This is a genomic window from Saccharopolyspora sp. ID03-671, from assembly GCF_045278815.1.
Classification (GTDB): Bacteria; Actinomycetota; Actinomycetes; order Mycobacteriales; family Pseudonocardiaceae; genus Saccharopolyspora; species Saccharopolyspora ipomoeae.
In genome coordinates, this window is the sequence record NZ_CP134054.1 from 3,634,295 (window position 1) to 3,656,957 (window position 22,663).

Consider the following 22,663-nt stretch of genomic DNA (forward strand, 5'->3'; position numbering starts at 1 on the left):
GATGTCGGCCTGGCGCGCCTACATCGTGGGCAGCGCCCTGCTGGAGCACCGGCTCAACAGGGAGCTGCAGCTCACCCACGGTCTGTCGATCGCCGACTACGAGATCATGGTCTCGCTGTCGGAGGCCCCGGACATGCAGCTGCGGATGAGCGAGCTCGCCAACGGCATCGCCCACTCCAAGAGCCGCATGTCCCACCAGATCCGCAGGTTGGAGAAGGAAGGTCTGGTCCGCCGCCAGGAGTGCCCGGACGACGGCCGAGGCGTCCTAGCGGTCCTCACCGAGGACGGTCTGGCCAAGCTCCGCGAAGCCGCCCCCGCCCACGTCAGGGGCGTCCGCGAGCACATCATCGACCTCCTCGACGACGACGAGCAGAAGACCCTCGCCGCCGTCTTCACCCGCCTCACCGACCACCTCCGCGCCCTCGACTGACCCCGGACCGCCTGTAGTCCGATCATCCGCGGTTGGCTACGCTGCGGCGTGGAAGCGTGGCAGAGCGGCCGAATGCACTCGCCTTGAAAGCGAGCGTCGGGAGACCGACCGCGGGTTCGAATCCCGCCGCTTCCGCTCAGCTGACCAGCACGACCAGGGCCCGGCGGGGATCTCCCCCACCGGCTCCCTTGGCCGGTGATTGCGCCGAATCGCGTCGGAGGCGGATCGGCGATCAGATCTGCCTTGGACGTCGAACAGGGCTGGTTCGCCGGGTTCGGTGGCGTCACGCCGTCAATCGCAAGCTTGCCGAGTGGGTATGTGCGCTTCAGCGCAGGTTCTCGGGGGATTCCCTCGGTGGCAGGATTTCGATTGCCGTCAGGTCGTCGCTCCCGTACCGATCCCCGACTTTTTCGGAACGCCATAGTTCCAATCGCCGGAGGCATTGGCGCAACTCCTCGGCACGCATAGCCCAATCCCGACGACTTTCACGGCTGCACGTGGGATCGGTCATCATCTTTCGCGCGAAATCCAACCGCCCGTAAAGATATGTCAACGCCGTGTCATCATGGCTGGTCAATCGGTACTCCTTTACCTCAGGAAGCAGCGCTTCCCATGCAGACCACGCAGAGTTTCCGGAACGCCACACTCCATTACTCCGCCGGTCAGCTTTCGCTCCGACTATCGACGCGGGACGCGGTCCGTTACGCCGTCCCGGCCAAACCCACGGCCGCACCATCGATTGAATCCAGCATCCCCATGCGGCGTACGACGTTTCTGCTCAACGAGCCGAACATCCGGATAAAAATCTCCCGGTTGGGTCAAATAAGCCTTCTTGACCTGGTGTTATGTTGCCAGCTACGTGCATCACGCAAGACAACTTGCTCCGGATTTCAATCTCCACCCATACCCCGCGCGAGCGCAGGGAGCCCGTTCCGAAGCATGACTTAATCCACATTTTCCCACATCGGTACGAGAACTTTCTGATCACGGTCCAATAACTATGCTCACCGCCTATTGGTTCGCACCACTCGCAGTCACTCGTGGAGTTCGCTGGTCGCGGCGCATTGCTGGTCGAAGCGCGCCGATTTCGGAGGCAAAGCACGGGAAGTAACAAATCTGGTGCCACGCGGGATTAGCACGTCGATGATGACGCACGAGTCACGGTGAGTTCCCCCACCGTGACGTCGTGCGACCACAAGCCGGCTTATTTCAACGACAAGATCGCGCCATGCCACCTAATCCCCCAGGGTGGTGTCGCCGGTCAGATCGGAGAGCTATGGGCTGCTCCCACGCCAGGACCTGCCCCCTCTTCCCCCTGCTGAAGGCAAGTTTGCGTGGTTGGCGCGAGTCCTATTGCGACAGTGAGAGGCGTTGGCAGGAATGCACCCGGTACCGGTTGGCGTCCCGCGGCCAGCTCGTGCCGATTTCACTGTTGCCCAACGGGGCTGACGCGGGCCACATCCGAAAGAACGCAGAGCGCTCCGCCGCTGCGGAACCGACGCCGCCGTCACCTCACCTTTCCGAGTCGAACGGCACGGTGGCCTGGTTCGAACCGACGCCGACGCCGGAACCTGTCCGGCCACGCGAAGCACCCGTACAGCAGCCCGACGCGGCTTCACGATCAAGTGCCCCACAAGGCCGCGGTGACCTGCCGGTCCCCGAACCGGAGGCAAGGCCCGCGCGAGCGCGGAGGCGCAAGCGCCGCTGGTGGACCCGACTCGCCGACTGGATGAGAGACCCCGCATGACCAGCTACTGGCCCTGGTGGGCGGGCGCGATCGGACTCGCCCTCGTCACCATCAACTACACGCTGATCACCGACCGGTCCTTCGGCGTATCCACGGCATGGGATCGCGTGCTGCACTGGCGCGCCGAACGCCGCTTCGAGAAGCAGGAGGCCGAGTTCGCCAACAGCCGCGAGCTGGAAGAGGCGTTCGCCCTGGCCACCGCGGCGGAGTTCGGTACCCAATACGCAACAGCCGCGCCGGTTGATGAAGCGCGCCGCGACCCGGACCTCGGACCGGCCGCCGAGCACGCCGCAGCCGGACCCACGCGCCCGGCACCTCTGATCACCCAAGCCGCCCTGCTCCTGTCGATCTTCATCGGCGGATGGATCGCGGCGGTCAGCTCAGGCCGATTCGAGATCCGCTACGACATGGGCGAAGGCTTCCGCCAGCTCGTCACCACCGATTCCAACATCATGGTCGGTGTTCTGTTCATCGGAGGCCTCCTCGTCGGCTTCGGCACTCGTCTGGCCGGAGGCTGCAGCTCCGGCCACGGGCTCAGCGGCTGCGGTCGGTTGCGCCCGGTCAGCCTGGTCGCCACCGCGGTGTTCTTCGGCACCGCCGTGCTCGTGTCGTTCCTGCTGTGGAAGGCGGTCTGATGCGCACCAAGGGAGCACTGCTCGTCGCCAACATCATCACCGGACTCGCGCTCGGGTTCATCGTCACCAGCATCGGGTTCGGCGACTACGCCGAGCTGAACCGCATGTTCACCTTCCAGGACCCGCGCATGCTGTACGCCTTCGCCGGAGCTGTGGGGATCATCGTGGTGGTCTTCACCGTGGCGGGTGTCCGCCGCACGCCGGGACGCATCCACGGCGGTGTGATCCCCGGGGCCGTCCTGTTCGGCACCGGCTGGGCGATCTCGGGCGGCTGCCCGGCGATCCCGATCATTCAGGTCGCCAGCGGATACCTCCCGGCCCTCGCCACGATCGTCGGCGTCGTGGTCGGCGTCTGGCTGTGCCGGTGGGCCAACGCCCGGTACTTCCGACTCGACCGCGGCGCCTGCGGGCTGTAGCGGCGAGCACCGCACCACGCAGCTGCGGTTTCCCCTAGCTCGCCGTCTTCGCCTGCGTTGGGGCGGGTTTCGGGGTTGTGGGCTTGGGGCGGGTGGAGGCCTGGTCGATGGGTAGGGCGAGGTTGTGGGTGATTCGCACGTGCCAGTCGAGGGCGTCGAGGCCCATTCGGCCGCTGTCGACCAGGCTTCGACCGCAGCGAGGGCCACCGACCGGGCAGGCGTACCACTCCCGGTCGTCGACGATCACGACCTCCAGCTCCACCTCGTCCGCTCCCCAACCTCAGCCACGCTCAAAGTTCCTGCTCACAATATAGACAACTATGTACGTCTCTGGACATCTCTAGACGTAGAGGTTCATCCCTACAGGTCATGGGGTAACCAGGCTGGGTGGCATGTCCTGGGAAGACCGGTCCGGCCGTATCGACCACGGCGCGGCGAAGACCATTTGGCAGCAGGTCGCCGACGACGTCACCGCCGACATCGAGTCGGGTGCGCTGGCGCGGGGCTCTCGGCTGCCCAGCGAGGCCGAGCTCTCCGAGCTCTACGGGGTCGCGCGCGGGACCGTTCGGCGCGCGCTGAGCTCACTGGTCGAGTCCGGCACGATCACCGTGGTGCACGGACGCGGCACCTTCGTCACCCAGCAGTAGCGCCCGTGTCGGACTCATCGAATCGATCTGACGCCTCGGCCGATTCGAAATCGGCTCTGGGCAGCGACTTCCGGCGGCTTTGGGTTGCTGATGGGTTGAGCCAGATCGGGTCTCGGGTCGGGTTCGTGGTGTTGCCGCTGCTGGCGATCAGCGAGCTCGGGGCTTCGCCGTTCCAGGTGTCGCTGCTGGCCGTGCTGGAGACGGCTGCGTTCCTGGTCGTCGGGTTGCCGGTCGGGGCTTGGTGCGACGGGTGGCGGAATCGGCCCGTGCTGCTGGTCGCCGACGTGGGGCGGGCGGTGGCGCTGGGGTCGCTGCCGGTGGCGGCCTGGTTCGGGGTGCTCACGTTGTGGCAGCTGTACGCGGTCGTGGCGGTGGCCGGGGTGCTGACCGTGTTCTTCGACGTCGCGCACCAGTCCTACCTGCCTCGCCTGGTCGACCGGTCTCAACTGGTGGAGGGCAACGCGAAGCTGCAGGCGAACATGTCGGTCGCCGAGGTGACCGGGCCCGCCGCCGGCGGGTTCCTGGTGCAGTTCCTGACCGCGCCGGTGGCGATCGTCGTGAACGCGCTGAGCTTCCTGTGGTCGGCGGGATGGCTGCGCTCGATCAAGACCTCCGAACCTCCCCGGGAGCGGAGCCGCACCCGGTTGGTGCCCGAGATCCGGGAGGGGCTGCGGTTCGTCTTCCGGCATCCGATCGTGCGGGCGATCGCGTGCAGCGGGGCGTGCGTCGTGTTCTTCCAGTCGATGAGCATCGCGATCGCGATCGCGTTCCTGTCGCTGGAGATCGGCCTGTCGCCCGGAGAAGTCGGTCTGCTCGCCAGCATCGGCCCGCTCGGGGCGGTGGCGTCGGCGCTGACCACGAACGCCCTCGCGCGTCGGATCGGGCAGGCGCGGCTGATGCTGGTGGCGATCGTCGGGCTCGGCGCCGGGATGCTGCTCGTGCCGCTGACCGGTCCTGGCTTGCAGGTCGCGTGGTACGCCATCGGCGGTGTGATCAGCGGGTTCTGCCTCATCTCGCTGAACGTCGTGGAGGTCAGCTTCCGCCAGATGCTGTGCCCCGACCACCTGCTGGGCCGGATGAACGCCACGATGCGCTTCATGCTCCGCGCCACCGCCCCGTTCGGTGCTCTGCTCGGCGGCATCAGCGGGACTCATCTCGGCATGCGCCCCACCCTGTGGATCGCGGCGATCGGCGTCCTGCTGTCCTCGGCGTGGCTGCTCACCTCACCGCTCCGCCACACCCGCGACCTGCCGTTGGAGGAGGCCGTGCGCGATTAGTTCCGGGGGGCCGATCGGTCTGCACTCCTGAGAAGTCCGACGAGGAGGGAACGATGACCGAGCAGACCGCAGCTATGACGACGAACGTCCAGAGCGTCTCAATCCCCGTGGCCGACCAGGACCGGGCGCTGCAGTTCTACACCGAGGTCCTCGGCTGCGAATGCCGCGCCGACGTCGAGGTGTGGCCCGGCGCCAGGCTCGTGGTGGTGGCACCGCCCGGGTCGGACGTGGCGCTGTTGCTGCTGCCGGCGAACAGCGAGATCCCGGTGGCCGTGCGCCTCGGCACGGCCGACGCCGATGCCGCGCACGCCCGCCTCCGCGAAGCGGGCGCCACGGTCCGCAACGCCGAAGTCCTGCGCTGGGAGGGCCAGCCACCGATGTTCGCCTTCACCGACCCGGACGGCAACGAACTCGTCTACCTGGAAGAGAGCTGATCAGCGGCCGCTGTCGGTGGGGCGGGGCATGGTTGCGGGCATGATCCTGTGGTCGTTGGTCGACGTGGAACGGGCGCTCCGGGATTCGTGGGGTGCGGATACCTGCGCGCCGGAGGACGTTCCCGATTGGCACCCCGGCAATCCGGCACGAGGGCAGTGCGGGACCACTGCCCTCGTGCTCCACGACTTCTTCGGCGGGGAGCTGATGTGCGGACCCGTCCACCGCGACGGCGAGCACGTCGACTACCACTGGTGGAACCGCTTCGGCAACGGTCTGGAACTGGACCTGACCCGAGAGCAGTTCGCACCCGACGAACTCGTCGGCGAAGGCGCCCCGGTCCCCCGCCCGACGGGCAAGACCCGCATGGACGTGGAGTACGCCCTCCTCCGGCAACGGGTCCTGAAACACCTGGCGGGCCGACCTGTCGGCTAGTCGCGATCAGGATCCGGCAGCGAACCCGGACTCGCTCTCGCTCGCCGGGTGGTTGTGCAGTTTTCATGAAAACCGCGCCCACACCGGAGGAGGGGACGGTTTTCATGAAAACTGTCCCCTCCCTGCACGGGGGCACCCCGGGTTTCACTCGGGTTGGCACCTCGTGGGGGTGCAGTTTTTCATGAAAACTTCGCGTCCCCATGAGACGTCGCCTACGGGGTCCCGTTGGGTTCGGACGGAGACGTTTCAGTTGAAACTCCTCTCGTCAGAGCCAGCCGCTTGCCATTCGGGAGAGGTGGTCGTGGAGTTCTGCCGCCCAGTCGATCTGGTCGATGGCCCCGTAGTCGATGTTGAGGACGTTGGTGAGGTCCCGGCCGCTGGTGAGCAGGCCCGCCTTCTTGTCGCCCTCGATGACCGCGTCGAGACCGTCGTGGCCTGCGATGAAGGTGACCTCCAGCTGCTTCAGGCGCGGGTAGTTCGGGGAGCCGTGGAACTCGATCTCCTGGTAGAACGGCAGCGTCTGGCGGGTTCCGCGCAGGTGCCCGGCCTCGCAGTCGACTCGGTGCAGGTGGAAGCCGAGGCGCTCCACCGCCTCCAGCAGGACGTGCTGGGCCGGGAGGGCGCCCACGCCGATCGGGTCCGTGTCGGTGGCGTCCACGGCGCCGCTGATCTCCAGGCGGGTGCGGACCGCGACCTCGCCGCCCGGCAGGTGGCGACCGTTGTAGAAGGTGATCGGGGTTTCCATCGGGGCCAGCGCCTGGAAGGGCAGCTCCACGACCTGACCGGGCTGCAGCTCGACGCCCTCGCCGACCCGCTGCTGCCCGAACGCGCGCTTGGACTCCGTCTCGCCGTCGTCGGTCTCGCGCTCCACGCGGGTCACGAACTCGACCGAAACACCGTCCAACCGCTGCGGGACCTCGCCACCGCGCAGCCGGACGACGCCCTGGACCTGACCACCCGGCTGGACACCCGGGGTGTGCAGCTCGGTCTCCACGTCGGCGCCGCCCACGCCGACCGCGGCCAAAAGCTTCTTGAACATGCCCCCCAGTCTTGCGCCTGCGCACCGCGCGCGGAGCCCGAACGCCCGAGATTTCAGCCGCTTCTCAGCGTCCCGCGAAGCGCGGTTCACGGGTATAGCGTCGGGTCATGGCTCAGATCGATTTCCAGTCCCGTGTCGGTGTGTGGTGGACCAGCGATGCCTGGGCGATCCAGGACGTGCGGGTCCGGGCGAAGGAGTTGGAGCGGCTCGGCTACGGATCGCTGTTCTACGGGGAGGCGTTCGGCAAGGAGTCGTTGACGCAGGCCGGGGCGCTGCTCGGGGCGACCGAGCGGCTCGTCGTCGGGACCGGCATCGCCAACATCCACGCGCGCGATGCCAAGGCCGCCGAAGCCGGTGGCCGCACGCTCAGCGCGCTGCACCCGGGGCGCTTCGTGCTCGGGCTCGGCGTCAGCCACGCTCCCCTGGTCGAGGGCAACGCCGGGACCTACGCCAAACCGCTGGCCACGATGCGCGACTACCTGCAGCGCATGGACGAGCTCTCCGCCAAGGTCGAGCCCGGTGCGCCGCGGCCGACCCGGCTGCTGGCCGCGCTCGGCCCGAAGATGATCGAGCTGTCGGGCACCGCCGCCGACGGCGCGCACCCCTACCTGATCACACCGGAGCAGACCGCGACCACGCGCGAGCTGCTCGGACCGGACAAGTGGGTGGTCAGCGAGCAGGCCGTCGCGCTCACCACCGACCGCGAGGTCGGGCTTCGGCGAGCCCACCAGCACCTGCACATGTACTCGCAGCTGCCGAACTACCGGAACTCGTGGTTGCGGCAGGGCTTCGACGAGTCCGACCTCGTCGTCGGCGGCTCGGACGAGCTCGCCGAGCACCTGGTGGCCATCGGCGACGCCGAGTCGATCGCCGCGCACGTGCGGCGGCATCTCGACGCCGGGGCGAACCACGTGGTCATCCAGGTCCTCGGGGACGGTCCCGCCGACGACCCGCTGCCCGCGCTGCGCGAGCTCGCACCCGCCCTCGATCTGTGAGCCTGACGTCGGGGTGACGAACCGGTGATCTTGGGTCGCTAGGGTCGGCGCGTGAGTGGAACCGAGCGAGAACACCCCCACGACACCGAAGACCTGGTCCGGCTGGTGCTCCTCACGCGCCAGGAGCTGGGCTGGGACCACGCGAGGCTCGCGGCGTCGGCCGGCATCGCCGAGTCCGACGTGGCGCGCTTCGAAGCCCACCGGATCGTCCCGGCCAAGCCGCTGGCGCTGCGGTTCCTCGAGGCCATGGGCGTGGTCGTCCAGGCATGAACGCGCTGGTCACGGCGGGTTCATCGGCTGGACGGCAGCCTCGGGGAACGATGTCGGCCCGAGGCTGCGAGCATGGTGTCCGTGGATGAGACACAGGACGTGAAGGCCCGGCCGAAGCCCACCGGCGCCGCCGTGTGCGCGCACCTCGGGATCGGGGTCGACGACGAACAGGCGAAGCTGGCCCGCGACCGCCTCAACAAGTCGCTGGCCCACTACCGGGTGGCGCTGCTGGCGGGCGAGCGCGCCGACGCGGAGACCGTCGGCGCCTGACCGGGGCCCTTCGAGCGGGCCCTTCGAGCGGGGTTCGCGCGAGATTCCGTTCGCCGCGCGCACGGGATGTCGCGCGACCTCCGAGCGCGCGCTGGAGTGCGCAAGATCGGAGAAGACCTGGACGCGCCGACGGCCTAGGTTCGTGGTGTCACGACGACCACGAAGACGAGGCACACCATGACGCAACGCGTTCGCGTTCACTGCATGAGCGTTTCCCGGGACGGCATCGGAGCCGGGCACGACCAGAGCTTCGAGCAACCGTTCGGCGGGGCCGTGAACCCGATGTCGCTGATGTCCTGGGTCGGAGCCACCGCCAGCTGGCCGAACCGGACCGACGAGGGCGGCACGCGCGGGTTCGAGGACTACATCTCGCGGGACTTCACCCGCAACATCGGCGCCGAGATCATGGGGCGCAACAAGTTCGGACCGCAGCGCGGCCCGTGGCAGGACCACGAGTGGCAGGGCTGGTGGGGCGACGAGCCGCCGTTCCACACGCCGGTCTTCGTCCTCACCCACCACGAGCGGCCCTCCTTCACGCTGTCCGACACCACGTTCCACTTCGTCGACGTGACGCCGCGGGAAGCCGTCGAGAAGGCCAAGGCCGCCGCCGACGGCAAGGACGTGCGCATCGGCGGCGGCATCAGCACGCTGCGGGAGTTCATCGACGCCGACCTGATCGACGAGATGCACATCGCCGTCGTCCCGATCGAGCTCGGCGACGGCGTGCGGCTGTGGAACAGCCCCGAGGAGCTGACCGACCGCTACCACCTGGAGCGCATCACCGCGCCGAGCGGCGTCGAGCACCACTTCTTCTGGCGCCGCTGAGTCAGCCCGACGGGAGAGCCTTGGCCCGTTCCTCGGTCGCGCGGGCGTGACCGAGGAACGGGGCCACGACGCAGTAGAGCAGGTCGGGCAGGAGATCCGGGAGCCGGTCGGCTTCGCCCCGCTGGACGCGGTTGTAGAGGACTTCGAGGACCGCTCCGACGATCGTCTCGGCGGTGAAGCTGGCGCCCGGCGCGGCCTGCGGCAGGTCGCGGGTCTGCTCGGTGATGAGCTCGGTGAGCGCGCCGATGATCGCGCTGCGCCGCCGCAGCGCCTCCGGACCGGCGGCGAAGATCTCGACGATGCCCAGCATCGCGGCGTCCGGGTCGACGGCGAGCTCGCGGAGGGTGCACTCCAGGGCGTCGCGGGCGCTGGTGACGTAGTCGTCGTGGGCCGTGTAGGCCTCGCGAACGGCGCCGACGACGCGCTCGGCGACCTGGTCGTAGGCGGCCAGGAACGCGGCCTGCTTGTTGGCGAAGTGCTGGTAGAAGGTCTTGCGGGAGACACCCGCGCGGCTGATGAAGTCCTCGACGGTCGCGTCGGCGTAGCCGCGTTCGCCGACGGCGGCCGTGGCCGCGGCGAGGATGCGTTCGCGCTGGTCACCGGCGACCTGTTCCGCCGGGATCCCGTGCCTCCCGGGTGGCAGCCTGCGCTGCGCGCGGGGAGCCTTGGCGCCCACCTGCCTGCCACCTCGCTCGTGGTCGACGATTCGGATGGGAATGATCTTCAAATCAAGCTTACCGGCCCGCTAACGTGCCCGCGTGCACATTTCGGGGAACGAAGGCGAACATTGGATTTCGCGTTCTCCGAACTCGTTCACCGATGCGGTCGAAGCGTGGCACCAGGCCTGTCGGAGAGCCTGTTCGGAGAATCGGAACTGCCTGGATCGATACGACGCAGCGATCGACGCGCTGATCACCTGGTTGGCCGAGAACCCGGCGGCCGCCCGGCTCTACTTCGGCGACTGCGGGCAGGCGGAACACCCGAGGCTGACCGCCTACACCCGTGCCGCTAGAGCCCACCTGACCAGGTCGATCGTGGAGATGAACCTGCCCTGCGGCGCGAGCGAGCACGCGACGACGATCGAATTCGTGGTCGGAGCGGTCAGGCAACTCGTGCGCGAGGAATTACGCAGGGAGACGGTCGATCACGCTCGATTGGCGCATCGGCTCACCCGATTCGCCCCGCTTTTCCCGACGAACAGGTGCGATGCGCACGAACCGTGATCGAACTCTTCTTTGCAGTTTAGAAACACTCATGTTTCTATAGGTCTTCCTCGGGCACCGCCTCGAATTCACCACCACTGCGAACCACTCCGCGACGCGAGATGACGCGTCTCGGAGAGCCGAGGCACGCCCGGACGACAAGGAGGTCACGATGCGTCCAGCACGAAGCAGAACCGCGATCGCGGCGCTGATCACCGTGTTCACCCTCGGCGGCGCGGCGGCGGCCCAGGCCGCCACGGCGCAGGCCGTGCAGTGGAACCCGCAGAACACCGTCGAGCCCATCACCCTGGCCGCCGGAACGCAGCTGGTCATGCGGTCCAACACCGGCGTCGAAGTCAGGTGCGGCACCGTCAGCGGCAACGTGCTGGCGCCCACCGGCGGGAACCCGGCAGTCGCCGGCACCGTGGACCGCGCCGGCGCACCTGCGGCGCCCACCATCACCAACTGCACCAACACGCTGGCACCGTCGGCGGCGACGACCGTCACCGCGTCCGGTCAGTGGCTGGCCACCGCGACCGGTACCAGCAACGTGGACATCAGTCAGGCCAGCGCGACGGTGAACATCAGCGGCGTCTGCTCCATCCGGGTCGACAACGTCTCGGTCCCGGCCAACGGCTGGGACAACGGGACGCACCAGCTCACCGCCAACTCCGGCGCCTCGTTCCCGATCAGCGAGAGCGGGCTGCTGTGCGACGGCGGGACCAGCGCCACGCTCAGCGGCACGCTGCAACTCCCGACCGAGGTGACCATCTCCTGATCAGCGCGAACGAGCGGGGTGCGGTCGAGCACCGCACCCCGCTCATCACCTACCGCCGTCAGCTCGCGTTGTGGCCGTGCGGGACGGCCGGGCCGCGGGCGTGCTCGGCGAACGCGCTCAGCTGGGAGTGGCGGAGTGCGGCCCGCTCCTCGCGGGTCCGCATCCCGTTGACGCCCTCGGTGCTGTGCGAGTACGCCTCGATGACGTTGGCCAGGCCCTTGGCGTTGCGCTCCAGGGCGACGCGGTCGATGTTGCCGAGGTCGTCGCCGGGCTGGTGGTAGTTCGGGTCGAACGCGACGCCCGCCGTGCCACCCCACTTGGCCGCCTGCTCCTCGGTCTTGACCTCCTCGGCGCCGGTGAACAGGCCGCCCGCCGGGATGCCGTTGGCGATGAACTCGCCGTAGTCGGAGCGCCCGTCGAAGTCGGTGCCCTCCAGCTCCACGCCCTGCGCGGCCATCGCCGCGGTCAGGTCCTTCTCGATCTGACCCGACCCCTGCGGTCCCGGACCCGAGCCGACGCCGTCCGAGTCGTCGCCGTCGTAGGCGAGGTAGGCGGCGTTCGGCGAGCCGATCATGTCGAAGTTCAGGTACAGGGCGATGTCCAGCTGCTGCTCGAAGGTCAGGCCCTGCACGTACTGCGTCGAGCCGACCAGCCCGGACTCCTCCGCGCCCCACCAGGCGAAGCGGACCGCGTTCTCCGACCGCGGGCTGCCGCCCATCCGCAGCGCCGTCTCCAGCAGCCCGGCGCTGCCGCTGCCGTTGTCGTTGATGCCCGGCCCCTCCGGCACGCTGTCGAGGTGCGCGCCGGCCATCACGACGTTGTCCGGGCGGCCGGTGCGGGTCTGGGCCACGACGTTGCGGGTGGTGACGGTCTCCAGCCGCGACTGGACGTCCAGCTTCACCTCGGCGCCCGCCTGACCGGCCAGGGCCTGCCCGACCTGCATGGACGTGCCCGCGCTGGGGATCCGCGCGTCGGCCGGGTCGCCGAGCGTGCCGTTGAGCGGCCCCTCGACGTTGTTGTAGATGATCACGCCCGCGGCGCCCGCGTCGGCCGCGACCTGCTGCTTCTGCGCGAAGGTGCAGGAACCGCGCTGGATCAGCGCGACCGAGCCCGCCACCTCGGGACCGAAGTCGCTCGCCTCGCAGCCCGGGGTGTCGTCGACCGCGGCGACCGACAGCGGGGCGGTGATGCCGCCCTGCGGGGTGGCCGGGGAGTACTCCAGCGCATCGCCCTCGGTGGGCTGACCGGCGACCGCGAGGCTGAAGGAGTCCAGGTAGAAGGCGTCGTAGGTGAACTCGGCGTGGTCACGTCGAAACCCGCGCCGCGCAGCTTGCCCGCCACGTAGTCCGCGCTCGCCTCGTAGCCGGGCAGCCCGGACGCGCGGTTGCCGCCGTTGAGGTCGGCGATGCGCTGCAACGCGTTCAGGTGGCGGTTCACCGCGTCGCCGGTGACCCGGTCGCCGAGCCCCGCGGGGGCGGCCGAGGCCGGGGCGATGGCGACCAGCGCCGCCGCGCAGGTGGCGATCAGCGCCGCCGCGGTGCGTCTGGGTGTGATGGTTCGCGAACTCATCGTGCTCCCCGTTTTGAGTGGAATGGGTGGATGAGGATCCCAGTCAAGCGAAACCCGCACGAGTTCAGAAGTGGGAATGTTTCCCGTTTTTCCCGGCCGGACCCGAGTTCTCGGTTTTCGCGCCGCCCGCGGCTGACTACCGTCACGGGCATGCATGGGATTTCAATCAGCGAGCCGGGCGGCCCCGACGTTCTGGTGTGGACGGAGCACCCGGACCCGGAACCCGGCCCCGGTGAAGTGGTCATCGACGTCGCCGCCGGAGCGGTCAACCGCGCCGACCTCGCTCAGCGCCAAGGCAACTACCCGCCGCCGAAGGGCGCAAGCGACATCCCCGGACTGGAGTGTTCCGGCACCATCGCCGAGATCGGTGACGGCGTGACCGGCTGGAACGTCGGCGACGAGGTCTGCGCGCTGCTCGCCGGCGGCGGCTACGCCGAGCGGGTCGCGGTCCCGGCCGCGCAGGTGCTGCCCAAGCCCGACGGGGTGGACCTGGTGGAGGCGGCGGGCATTCCCGAGGTCGCCTGCACGGTCTGGTCGAACGTGGTGATGGAGGCGGGTCTCCGGGAAGGGCACCTGTTCCTGGTGCACGGCGGCGCGGGCGGCATCGGCACCTGCGCCATCCAGGTCGCCAAGGCGCTGGGCGCGCGGGTCGCGGCGACCGCCGGGTCGGCGGAGAGCCGGGCGCTGTGCGCGGAGCTGGGCGCGGACCCGGTGATCTCCTACCGCGACGAGGACTTCGTCGAGGTCCTCAAGGGACTCGGCGGCGCGAACATCATCCTGGACAACATGGGTGCGTCCTATTTGGACCGCAATCTCTCGGCGCTGGCCCCCGACGGTTTCCTGGCCGTGATCGGGATGCAGGGCGGCGCCAAGGCCGAGCTGAACATGGGCAAGATGCTCATGAAGCGGCTGCGGATGTCGATGCTCGGGCTGCGCGGTCGCCCCGTCGAGGGCCCGAACGGCAAGGCCCGCATCGTCGCCGACGTGCGCGAGCGCCTCTGGCCGCTGGTCGAAGCGGGCGAGGTGCGGATGCCGGTGCACGCCCGCGTCCCGATGGCCGAGGCCTCCCGCGCCCACGCCACCCTCGAAGCAGGCGACGTCCGGGGCAAGATCCTCCTGGTGCGGTGACGGGTTCGGATGTCGCGCGGAGTTCGAATCGATCGCGGGTTCGAGCTCCGCGCGAGGTCCGAACTCCCACCCGGTCAGGTGAGTTCGGCGACGGCCTGGAGCAGCTGGTCGACTTCGGTGGTGTTGGTGTAGTGGGCCAGGCCCACGCAGACGGCCCCGCCCACCTCGGCCGCGCCCAGCGCGGCGAAGACCCCGTGGGTGCCCGGGTCGGCGAAGGCGCAGATCCCCCGGTCGGCGAGGTGGGCGACGGCGTCCTCGGCCTTCACGCCGCTGACGGTGAAGGCCACCGCCGGGATCCGCCGCATCGAGTCGCCGATGAGCATCACGTCGTCGATCTTGCGCAGCCCGTTGTGGAGGGTGTTCAGCAGCCCCGCCTGGTACGACTTCACCGCGCGCAACGAGGTCAGCAGCCGCTCGCGCCGAGGTCCGATGGCCGCGTCGTCGAGCCCGGCGAGGTAGTCCACCGAGGCGACCAGGCCCGCCAGCAGCGGCAGCGCGTGCGGGCCCATCTCCAGCCGCTCCGGGCCGCGGGCGCTGTGGTCCAGCGCCACCGACGGCAGGTGGTCGAGCATCGCCGGGTCGCGGAACGCCAGCGCGCCCACCTGCGGCCCGCCCCACGCCGAGGCGTTGACGGCGATGACGTCGGCGCCGAGCTCGGTGATGTCCAGCGGCACGAACGGGGCCGCCGCGGAGGCGTCGACGACCAGCAGCGCGTCGTGCTCGTCGGCGGCCTCGGCGGCCGGGCGCAGGTCGGGCCGGGTGCCGACGGCACCGGAGGCGGCGGTGACCGCCACCACCTTGGTGCGCGGGGTGACCAGCTCGCCGTACTGCCAGGTCGGCAGCTCGCAGGTCTCGATGTCGATCTCCGCCCAGCGCACGGTGGAGCCGGAGCGCTGCGCGGCGCGCTGCCACGGGTCGACGTTGGCGGGCGAGTCGAGCCGGGACACGACGACGTCGTCGCCGATCATCCAGCCGTCGCCGAGCGCGTCGGCGAGCCGCCCGAGGAGCACGGCCGAGTTCGGCCCGAGCACCACCCCGGAAGGCTTGGCACCTACGAGATCCGCGATCGCGCGACGAGCGGCCTCCACGATCGCCTCGGCGCGCTGCGAGGCGGGGAAGTTCCCGCCAGGCCCGGAAACCGGGGCCCGCAGCGCCGTCGACGCCGCCGTGGCCACCTGTTCGGGAACCTGCATGCCGGCCGGGGCGTCCAGGTGCACCCACCCGTCGCCGAGCGCGGGGAAGAGTCCGCGAACCGCCGCGACGTCGAACGCCATGATTCAGACACTACGCACACGCGAGCCGCGTTTCCCCCTCCGGGTGGCCAATACTGCATCATTCGTGATCCGTTTCCCCAGCGCTGCGGGCGAGTCGGGACTACGCGGCCCGCGCGGGCGCGGCAGACTGGAAGCATGGGAGGCATGAACGAGCAACAGCGCCCGCAGGTGTTCGTGGTCGGCGAGGACGGCAACCCGGTCGGCGCCGCGTCCGCCGAGGCCGCCGCCGAGGCGGGCGGAGAAGGCCACGAGCAGGGCGAGGACATCAACGGCATGGTCGAGCAGCCGGCCAAGGTGATGCGCATCGGCACGATGATCAAGCAGCTGCTGGAGGAGGTCCGCCAGGCGCCGCTGGACGAGGCCAGCCGCAGCAGGCTCAAGGAGATCCACCAGTCCTCGATCCGGGAGCTGGAGCAGGGCCTGGCGCCGGAGCTCATCGAGGAGCTGGAGCGGCTGTCGCTGCCGTTCGCGCAGGAGAGCACGCCTTCGGACGCCGAGCTGCGGATCGCCCAGGCGCAGCTGGTGGGCTGGCTGGAGGGCCTGTTCCACGGCCTGCAGACGGCGCTGTTCGCCCAGCAGATGGCCGCGCGAGCTCAGCTGGAGCAGATGCGCCGGGGCCTGCCCGCCGGGTCCGGCGAACCGGACATGGGGCCGATGAAGGGCACCGGGCAGTACCTCTAACCGCTCACGCCGTAACGGTAGGTAGCGCTCGACGTCAAGCGGGCGCTACCCCTTCGAGTGATGCCCAGCCCGAAAGTGCGCAGCCGTGGTCGGTACTCTTTCGCTCGTGCATGCTACGAGCACGCTAGACCGACCTCCGGCGCCTTCCGAGAACTCGCCGCGGTCCTGGCGAAAAGCGTTCAAGGACATCAGTGACGCCCTCAGCCAGCGACAGCTGTGGGCTCATCTGGGCTGGCAGGACATCAAGCAGCGCTACCGGCGCTCGGTCATCGGCCCGCTGTGGATCACCATCAGCATGGCGGTCACGGTCACCGCACTGGGTCTGCTGTACTCGCAGCTGTTCGAGCAGCCGCTGGCGGAGCACCTCCCCTACCTCGCGGTCGGATTCATCGTGTGGGGCTTCATCGGCAACTGCGTCAACGAGGGCTCCGAGGTCTTCATCTCCAACGAGGGCCTGATCAAGCAGCTCCCGGCGCCGGTCAGCATCCACGTGCTGCGGCTGCTGTGGCGGCAGATGCTGTTCTTCGCGCACAACCTCGTCGTCTACTTCGTGCTGATCGTGGTCTTCCCGCACCCGCTGAGCTGGACGGTGCTGCTGGCCGTCCCGGCCTTCATGCTCATCGCGATGAACGGCGCGTGGGTGATCCTGGTCGTCGGCACCATCTCCACCCGCTTCCGCGACATCCCGCCGGTGACGCAGAGCATCGTGCAGCTGATGTTCTTCATGACGCCGATCGTGTGGAACTACGACCAGTTCAAGACGAACCCGAACCCCGCGATCGCCGAGCGCGCCAAGCTCGCCGAGATCAACCCGTTCATGCACTTCCTGGAGATCATCCGGCAGCCGATGCTCGGCACGCCGATCGCCTGGCACCACTGGCTGGTGTGCGGCGTGATCACCGTCGTGGGTTGGGCTTTGGCGCTGATCGTGCTGCGCAACTACCGTGCCCGTGTCTCCTACTGGGTCTGAGTGAGGCCGAACAATCATGGTCAGCATCGACGTCTGGAACGCGGCGGTCGACTTCCCGATCTTCGACGCGAAGTCCCGCTCGCTGAAGAAGGCCGTGCTCGGCCGGGCCGGGGGCAAGATCGGCACCGACAGCCGGGTGCCGGTCATCGAGGCGCTGCACGACATCAACATCTCGCTGCGCGAGGGTGACCGGGTCGCCCTGGTCGGCCACAACGGCGCGGGCAAGTCCACGCTGCTGCGGCTGCTGTCGGGCATCTACGAGCCCACCCGGGGCAGCTCCCGCGTGGTCGGCAAGGTCGCGCCGGTGTTCGACCTCGGCGTGGGCATGGACCCGGAGATCTCCGGCTACGAGAACATCATCATCCGCGGCCTCTTCCTCGGCATGTCCCGCAGGGAGATGGAGAAGCGGATCGACGACATCGCCGAGTTCACCGAGCTGGGTGACTACCTGGCGATGCCGTTGCGCACCTACTCCACCGGTATGCGGGTCCGGCTCGCGCTGGGCGTGGTGACCTCGATCGACCCCGAGATCCTGATCCTGGACGAGGGCATCGGCGCGGTCGACGCGGAGTTCCTGGAGAAGGCGCGGGACCGCCTCAACGACCTCGTGAAGCGGTCCGGCATGCTTGTCTTCGCCTCCCACTCCGATGAATTCCTCGTCGAGCTGTGCAGCACCGCGATCTGGATGGACAAGGGCGGTATTCGCGAAGAGGGCTCGCTGCGCGAGGTCTTGACGCACTACAAGGGGTACGACCCCTTCAACAACCTGAGTGAGGAAACCCTGGCCCGGATCGGCGAATCCCGGGCCACGATCGGGAGCAAAGAAGGCTCATGAGCACCGACTCCGCACAGCAGCTGCCCGCCGGATCCGTAGTCGCGGTCATCGTCACCAGGCACCGTCGCGAGCTGCTGGCCGAGTCCTTGAAGGTCATCGCGAGCCAGACGCGGCTGCCGGACCACCTGGTCGTGGTCGACAACGGCCCCGACCAGTCGGCCTCCGACGTGGTCGACGACTGCCCGGTGCCCTCCACCTACATCGCCTCGCAGCGCAACCTCGGCGGTGCCGGCGGCTTCGCGCTGGGCATGCTGACGGCGCTGTCGCTGGGCGCGGAGTGGGTGTGGCTGGGTGACGACGACGGCCGCCCGGCCGACGAGCACGCGCTGTCGACGCTGCTGGAGGTCGCCGAGAAGCGCCGGCTGGCCGCGGTGTCGCCGGTGGTGGTCAACATCGACACCCCGGACACCCTGGCGTTCCCGCTGCGTCGCGGCCTGACCTGGAAGCGCAAGGTCAGCGAGCTGCCGGAGGAGTTCCTGCCGGGAATCGCCTCGCTGTTCAACGGCGCGCTGTTCCGGGCGAGCACGCTGGACGTGGTCGGCGTTCCGGACTACCGGCTGTTCTTCCGCGGCGACGAGGTGGAGATCCACCGCCGCCTGGTGCGCTCGGGCCTGCCGTTCGGCACCACGTTCCGCACGAAGTTCCTGCACCCGGACGGATCGGCGGAGTTCAAGCCGATGCTGGGCGGCCGGTTCCACGCGCAGGACCCCTCGGACGACAACAAGCGCTACTACACCTACCGCAACCGCGGTTACCTGCTCTCGCAGCCGGGCATGCGCAAGATCGGCGCGCTCGAGGTGATCCGGTTCGGCCTGTACTTCGTGGTGCAGCGCAAGGACCCGAAGGCGTTCCGGGAGTGGCTGCGGCTGGTGATCCAGGGGCGCAAGGAGCGGTTCTTCCGCCGCTGATCGGATCAGCGGATCGAGCGGTCGTCGGTTCTGCGACGGCCGCTCGACTTTTTTCACACGGGCTTCACGGGGACTCGATAACCGGAAGATCACGAAACGCTTAGACGCGCCTGAGATCGAACTGAGTTCGCAGCTCACGGCGTTACCGCTGGTGTCGATTCGCACATCGCCGGAATGCCGCGAAAGCGCTCGGACCAGCAACTACTATTCTCCCTTCGTGCTCAGTGGCCAGGATGACAGCCGCCGAACGGACGACCCTTCGGCAGACAACGGGACCGACCGCGCTCGACCGTCGGCCAAGCGGTTGAAGCTCTTCGCCTCCGTTCTGGGCCTGCTGGGCACGGTCCTCGCGCTGGCGGTTCCGTTCCTCCCCGTCAACCACGACATCACCACCTTGAAGTGGCCGACGTCGGAGGGGACGAAGTCGGTGTCGGCCCCGCTGGTGGGCTACTCGCCGCTGTGGCTGAAGGCGGAGGTGCCGTGCACCTCGGCGCGCAGCCTCGACGCCCGCACGACGGGCCCGGGCGTGCTGCTGAGCACCAACCCGCCGTCGTCGGACTACGGCGCGCTGACGGGCCTGACGCTGCAGGTCGACAACGGCCAGCTGACGCTGCTGACCAAGGGCCAGCAGGTGGGCACGGCCCCGATCCCGGCGGGCGACTGCTCGATCTCGCTGCACTCGGACGGCTACGGCAGCACCGCCAGCGTCGGCGACCGGTCGATCGCGAACATGCGCGGTGACCAGCGTCCGCAGCTGACGGGCATCTACTCCAGCATCGACGACCAGCGCGACGACGTGAACGGTCTGTCGTTCGAGGCGCGGGTGGACACCCGCTACGAGAGCCAGGCGACGCCGCTGAAGCTGGCGGCGATGGCGCTGGCGGTGCTGGCGTTCATCGGCTCGGTGGTGTGCCTGCGGCGCCTGGACGTGCGCGCGGGCCGCCGTCCTCCGAAGTGGCTGGCGGTCGGCTGGTGGAAGCCGACGTTCCGGGACATCGCGGTGATCGGTTCGCTGCTGGTGTGGTGGGTCATCGGTGCGATGACCTCGGACGACGGCTACATCCTGAACATCGCGCGGACGCGCGAGAGCTTCGGCTACATCAGCAACTACTACCGCTGGTTCGGTGTCCCGGAGGCGCCGTTCGGCTGGTTCTACGAGGTCTACTCGCTGTGGGTGCAGGTCTCCACGGCGACGCCGTGGGTGCGGCTGCCCGCGCTGCTGATGGGCATCATCAGCTGGCTGCTGATCTCCCGCGAGGTGCTGCCGAGGCTCGGCCAGCAGGTGCGGCGCTCCAACGCCGCCGGCTGGGCCGCGGCCGCGGTGTTCCTGGCGTTCTGGCTGCCCTACGACAACGGTCTGCGCCCCGAGCCGGTCGTGGTGCTGTTCTCGCTGCTGGCGCTGTGCGCGGTGGAGCGCGCGGTGGCCACGGACCGGTTGATGCCGGCCGCGCTGGGCCTGGTCGTGGCGGCGCTGTCGGTGGGCGCGAACCCGCACGGCATGGTGTCGGTGCTGCCGTTCGTGGCGGCGCTCAAGCCGCTGTTCCGGCTCGTCCGCAAGCGGGCGATGGAGTTCGGCTGGCTGCCGGTGCTGGCGCCGATCGCCTCGTCCGGGTTCGTGATCCTGACGTTGGTGTTCGCCGACCAGACGTGGCAGTCGGTGATGGACGCGACCGAGCTGCGCACTGACATCGGTCCGAGCCAGAGCTGGTACGAGGAGCTGAGCCGCTACAACCTGCTGTTCAGCCCCACGGCGGACGGGTCGATGACGCGGCGCTTCCCGGTGCTGCTGGTGATCCTGTGCCTGGCGACGTGCGCGGTGGTGCTGCTGCGCCGCGGCCGGATCCGGGGTGCGGCGCTGGGCCCGAGCCGCCGTCTGCTGGCGATCAGCGCCATGTCGTTCGCCGTGCTGGTGCTGACCCCCACCAAGTGGTCGCACCACTTCGGCATCTTCGCCGCCACGGGCGGTGCGCTGGCGGCGCTGACGGCGCTGGCCACGAGCAGCACGGTGCTGCGGTCGAAGCGCAACCGGGCCGTGTTCTTCGCGGGCCTGATGGTGATCCTGGCCTTCGCCGCCACCGGCCCGAACGCCTGGTGGTACGTCTCGGGCTGGGGCGTGCCCTGGTACAACATGCCGCCGCAGTTCCTGGGCAGGCACTTGAGCACGGTGCTGCTGATCATCGCGTTCATCGCCATGGTCGTGGCGTTCATCGAGCACCTGCGCATCGACGAGCACAACCCGAAGGTCGTCGACGAGCGGTTCAACCGCGAGGAGGGCCGCAGCCGGGCCCTGCGGATGGGCACGGCCCCGCTGTCGATCATCTGCGCCCTGCTGGTGCTGTTCGAGCTGGCGAACTTCGGCAAGGTGATCCAGAAGCAGTGGGGCAGCTACAGCCTCGGCGCGGACAACATCAAGCAGGTCGTGGGAAGCAGCTGCGGCCTCTCGGACTACATCTACGTGGAGACCAATCCCCAGTCGGGGATGCTGCGCGTGTCGGGTGACCAGCCCTCGGTGGCGGCCCCGTCGGAGGACGAGAACATCGGGGTCCCGCCGAAGCGCCTGCAGGACAAGGAAGACGCCCAGCAGTACATGAAGGCCAAGCTGCAGGGCTTCAACCGGCCGGGCCTGCCCCCGGGCGACGGCACGGACCCGCAGGAACCCAACTGGAAGCCGCCGCACCAGTTCGGCAACGACAACGCCCCGGTCTGGGGCAGCTACGACACCGCGGGCGTGGGCACCGGTGAGCTGCGCACCCAGTGGTACGACCTGCCGGAGCGCGCCCAGAAGGGCGAGGTGCCGGTGGTCCTGTCGCTCGCGGGCTCGGAGCTGGGCGCGAACTCGGTGGCGCTGGAGTTCGGCCACGACACGCCCAACGGCTTCCTCATCACCGAGCGCAAGTACGTGGTGCAGCAGGGCGCCCCGAGCTGGCGGGACTTCCGCTACACCCTGGGCGGCAAGTCCGAAGGCGCCACCAAGATGCGCGTGGTCGCGGTCGACAACGCCCTCGGCCCGAACGGCTGGGTCGCGGTCAGCGCACCACGAGCCCCGCAGCTGGTGAACATGACCGACTTCGTCGGTGACCAGCCCACGTTCGTGGAGTGGACGGCGGCCCTGGTCCACCCGTGCTTGCAGCTCCCGGGCGTGCACCACGGCGTCGCGGAGATCCCGAAGTTCCGGGTCGCCGCGGGCGCGGAGGTGCGGGACATCGGCCAGGGCTGGTCCTCGCCGGACGCGGGCGGCCCGTTCGGCTGGCTCAACGTCGCCACGAGCATGCGCGAGCTCCCGACCTACATGAAGAACAACATCCACCGGGACTGGGGCTCCCTCTACGCGGTCGACCCGTACGACCAGGACGCGGTCCCGGCCCAGACGGCGATGGACGTCCACACGGAAACCCACTGGGGCAGGTGGTCCCCGGGCCCCCTCCCGAAGACCCTGCAACTCCCGGGCGACGTCCCCAGCTCCGACGACAGGAACGACGTCAAGGGCTTCGAAGCCCCGGAGGAGTCAGACCAGTAAGGGAAACGCCAGGCGCGCTCACCAGGTCCTTTGGCTTGGTGGGCGCGTCTACGTTTAGCGACAACCGCGACCGAAGCGACCCAAGCTTCAGTAGAAGCAACCCACTACGAATACGTTTCGAAACGAACGCGACCAAGGCGACCCAGGCTTCAGTAGAGGCGACCCACTACGGGTACGTTTCGAAAGGCAGTGGAAATTTCGCCTGAAATTGGCAACCCCCACAACGCAAGAAGAACACGAAACGAAGCCAATTTCTGGCGAAATTGCCACTCCGCAGCCCCGCAGAAGGACCCCGCGAAGCGCCCCCGAAGAACCCCAAGAGGTGGCGCAGTTTTCATGAAAACTTCCCCACCCCACCCCCCAAAAAAGGGGCGCCCGGCCGT

General features: G+C 68.9%; 23 protein-coding genes, 1 tRNA gene and 1 pseudogene. 20 read left to right on the forward strand and 5 right to left on the reverse strand.

Annotation, left to right across the window (positions count from 1 at the left end):
* Position 1: 1 nt before the first annotated feature.
* The 4 genes from REH65_RS16665 (at position 2) to REH65_RS16680 (ending at position 3,228) form a co-directional block, all read left to right on the forward strand.
* On the forward strand, positions 2-430 hold the full coding sequence (locus tag REH65_RS16665; RefSeq protein ID WP_281458373.1) for a MarR family winged helix-turn-helix transcriptional regulator: 429 nt from the start codon (positions 2-4) through the stop codon (positions 428-430).
* Positions 431-480: 50 nt separating this feature from the next.
* Positions 481-565: transfer RNA gene (locus tag REH65_RS16670), tRNA-Ser, on the forward strand.
* Positions 566-2,173: 1,608 nt separating this feature from the next.
* Positions 2,174-2,812 carry a YeeE/YedE family protein gene (locus tag REH65_RS16675; protein WP_406688244.1) on the forward strand — a complete coding sequence of 213 codons (639 nt, stop codon included), beginning with the start codon at positions 2,174-2,176 and terminating at the stop codon, positions 2,810-2,812.
* Complete coding sequence (locus REH65_RS16680) at positions 2,812-3,228, forward strand: YeeE/YedE thiosulfate transporter family protein (RefSeq protein WP_406688245.1); 417 nt, start codon at positions 2,812-2,814, stop codon at positions 3,226-3,228. The genes REH65_RS16675 and REH65_RS16680 overlap by 1 nt, the downstream gene beginning before the upstream one ends.
* A 34-nt stretch (positions 3,229-3,262) precedes the next feature.
* Here the strand turns inward: REH65_RS16680 and REH65_RS16685 are convergent, their stop codons facing one another.
* Positions 3,263-3,490, reverse strand: a complete 228-nt coding sequence (locus tag REH65_RS16685; RefSeq protein ID WP_406688246.1) for a hypothetical protein — start codon at positions 3,488-3,490, stop codon at positions 3,263-3,265.
* Between the two features lie 130 nt (positions 3,491-3,620).
* On the opposite strand from REH65_RS16685, the gene REH65_RS16690 reads away from it, so the two are divergent.
* From REH65_RS16690 to REH65_RS16705, 4 genes are read left to right on the forward strand one after another with little or no spacing between them, the layout of a single operon-like run.
* Positions 3,621-3,875 carry a GntR family transcriptional regulator gene (locus REH65_RS16690; RefSeq protein ID WP_281458343.1) on the forward strand — a complete coding sequence of 85 codons (255 nt, stop codon included), beginning with the start codon at positions 3,621-3,623 and terminating at the stop codon, positions 3,873-3,875.
* Between the two features lie 5 nt (positions 3,876-3,880).
* Positions 3,881-5,152: an MFS transporter gene (locus tag REH65_RS16695; protein WP_406688247.1), complete on the forward strand. Its 1,272-nt coding sequence runs from the start codon at positions 3,881-3,883 to the stop codon at positions 5,150-5,152.
* 53 nt (positions 5,153-5,205) lie between these two features.
* Positions 5,206-5,586, forward strand: a complete 381-nt coding sequence (locus REH65_RS16700; protein ID WP_406688248.1) for a VOC family protein — start codon at positions 5,206-5,208, stop codon at positions 5,584-5,586.
* 28 nt (positions 5,587-5,614) lie between these two features.
* Positions 5,615-6,019: a hypothetical protein gene (locus REH65_RS16705; RefSeq protein ID WP_406688249.1), complete on the forward strand. Its 405-nt coding sequence runs from the start codon at positions 5,615-5,617 to the stop codon at positions 6,017-6,019.
* Positions 6,020-6,284: 265 nt separating this feature from the next.
* On the opposite strand, the gene REH65_RS16710 is transcribed toward REH65_RS16705, so the two are convergent.
* Positions 6,285-7,058: a sporulation protein gene (locus tag REH65_RS16710; RefSeq protein ID WP_406688250.1), complete on the reverse strand. Its 774-nt coding sequence runs from the start codon at positions 7,056-7,058 to the stop codon at positions 6,285-6,287.
* Between the two features lie 107 nt (positions 7,059-7,165).
* Here REH65_RS16710 and REH65_RS16715 point away from each other — a divergent pair, with 107 nt between their 5' ends.
* The 4 genes from REH65_RS16715 (at position 7,166) to REH65_RS16730 (ending at position 9,418) form a co-directional block, all read left to right on the forward strand.
* Positions 7,166-8,053 carry an LLM class F420-dependent oxidoreductase gene (locus tag REH65_RS16715; RefSeq protein WP_406688251.1) on the forward strand — a complete coding sequence of 296 codons (888 nt, stop codon included), beginning with the start codon at positions 7,166-7,168 and terminating at the stop codon, positions 8,051-8,053.
* Positions 8,054-8,104: 51 nt separating this feature from the next.
* Positions 8,105-8,323, forward strand: a complete 219-nt coding sequence (locus REH65_RS16720) for a hypothetical protein (RefSeq protein WP_406688252.1) — start codon at positions 8,105-8,107, stop codon at positions 8,321-8,323.
* Between the two features lie 81 nt (positions 8,324-8,404).
* Positions 8,405-8,593, forward strand: a complete 189-nt coding sequence (locus tag REH65_RS16725; RefSeq protein ID WP_139274162.1) for a hypothetical protein — start codon at positions 8,405-8,407, stop codon at positions 8,591-8,593.
* A gap of 177 nt (positions 8,594-8,770) precedes the next feature.
* Complete coding sequence (locus tag REH65_RS16730) at positions 8,771-9,418, forward strand: dihydrofolate reductase family protein (RefSeq protein WP_406688253.1); 648 nt, start codon at positions 8,771-8,773, stop codon at positions 9,416-9,418.
* Position 9,419: 1 nt separating this feature from the next.
* Here REH65_RS16730 and REH65_RS16735 read toward each other — a convergent pair whose 3' ends face one another.
* Positions 9,420-10,094 carry a TetR/AcrR family transcriptional regulator gene (locus REH65_RS16735; protein WP_406688254.1) on the reverse strand — a complete coding sequence of 225 codons (675 nt, stop codon included), beginning with the start codon at positions 10,092-10,094 and terminating at the stop codon, positions 9,420-9,422.
* A gap of 82 nt (positions 10,095-10,176) precedes the next feature.
* Here REH65_RS16735 and REH65_RS16740 point away from each other — a divergent pair, with 82 nt between their 5' ends.
* Positions 10,177-10,641 (forward strand): hypothetical protein, encoded by a 465-nt coding sequence (locus REH65_RS16740; protein ID WP_406688255.1) that lies wholly within the window; start codon positions 10,177-10,179, stop codon positions 10,639-10,641.
* 151 nt (positions 10,642-10,792) lie between these two features.
* Positions 10,793-11,398, forward strand: a complete 606-nt coding sequence (locus REH65_RS16745) for a hypothetical protein (protein ID WP_406688256.1) — start codon at positions 10,793-10,795, stop codon at positions 11,396-11,398.
* A gap of 58 nt (positions 11,399-11,456) precedes the next feature.
* On the opposite strand, the pseudogene REH65_RS16750 reads toward REH65_RS16745, so the two are convergent.
* Positions 11,457-12,967 (reverse strand): annotated as a pseudogene (locus REH65_RS16750) (M28 family metallopeptidase).
* Positions 12,968-13,117: 150 nt separating this feature from the next.
* On the opposite strand from REH65_RS16750, the gene REH65_RS16755 reads away from it, so the two are divergent.
* On the forward strand, positions 13,118-14,095 hold the full coding sequence (locus REH65_RS16755) for an NAD(P)H-quinone oxidoreductase (RefSeq protein WP_281458334.1): 978 nt from the start codon (positions 13,118-13,120) through the stop codon (positions 14,093-14,095).
* A 74-nt stretch (positions 14,096-14,169) separates the two neighbouring features.
* On the opposite strand, the gene REH65_RS16760 is transcribed toward REH65_RS16755, so the two are convergent.
* A complete protein-coding gene (locus REH65_RS16760; protein ID WP_406688257.1) occupies positions 14,170-15,369 on the reverse strand; it encodes a cysteine desulfurase-like protein in 1,200 nt (399 codons plus the stop codon).
* 144 nt (positions 15,370-15,513) lie between these two features.
* Here REH65_RS16760 and REH65_RS16765 point away from each other — a divergent pair, with 144 nt between their 5' ends.
* The 5 genes from REH65_RS16765 to REH65_RS16785 all read left to right on the forward strand — a co-directional run bounded on the left by REH65_RS16765 (position 15,514) and on the right by REH65_RS16785 (position 22,280).
* The gene (locus tag REH65_RS16765; protein WP_281458332.1) at positions 15,514-16,050 is read left to right on the forward strand and encodes a bacterial proteasome activator family protein; all 537 of its coding nucleotides are present in this window, start codon (positions 15,514-15,516) and stop codon (positions 16,048-16,050) included.
* A 106-nt stretch (positions 16,051-16,156) separates the two neighbouring features.
* Positions 16,157-17,020 carry an ABC transporter permease gene (locus tag REH65_RS16770; protein WP_281458331.1) on the forward strand — a complete coding sequence of 288 codons (864 nt, stop codon included), beginning with the start codon at positions 16,157-16,159 and terminating at the stop codon, positions 17,018-17,020.
* A 16-nt stretch (positions 17,021-17,036) separates the two neighbouring features.
* On the forward strand, positions 17,037-17,855 hold the full coding sequence (locus REH65_RS16775) for an ABC transporter ATP-binding protein (protein WP_281458330.1): 819 nt from the start codon (positions 17,037-17,039) through the stop codon (positions 17,853-17,855).
* Positions 17,852-18,763: a glycosyltransferase family 2 protein gene (locus REH65_RS16780; protein WP_281458329.1), complete on the forward strand. Its 912-nt coding sequence runs from the start codon at positions 17,852-17,854 to the stop codon at positions 18,761-18,763. The genes REH65_RS16775 and REH65_RS16780 overlap by 4 nt, the downstream gene beginning before the upstream one ends.
* A gap of 217 nt (positions 18,764-18,980) precedes the next feature.
* A complete protein-coding gene (locus REH65_RS16785; protein WP_406688258.1) occupies positions 18,981-22,280 on the forward strand; it encodes an arabinosyltransferase domain-containing protein in 3,300 nt (1,099 codons plus the stop codon).
* Positions 22,281-22,663: the final 383 nt, after the last annotated feature.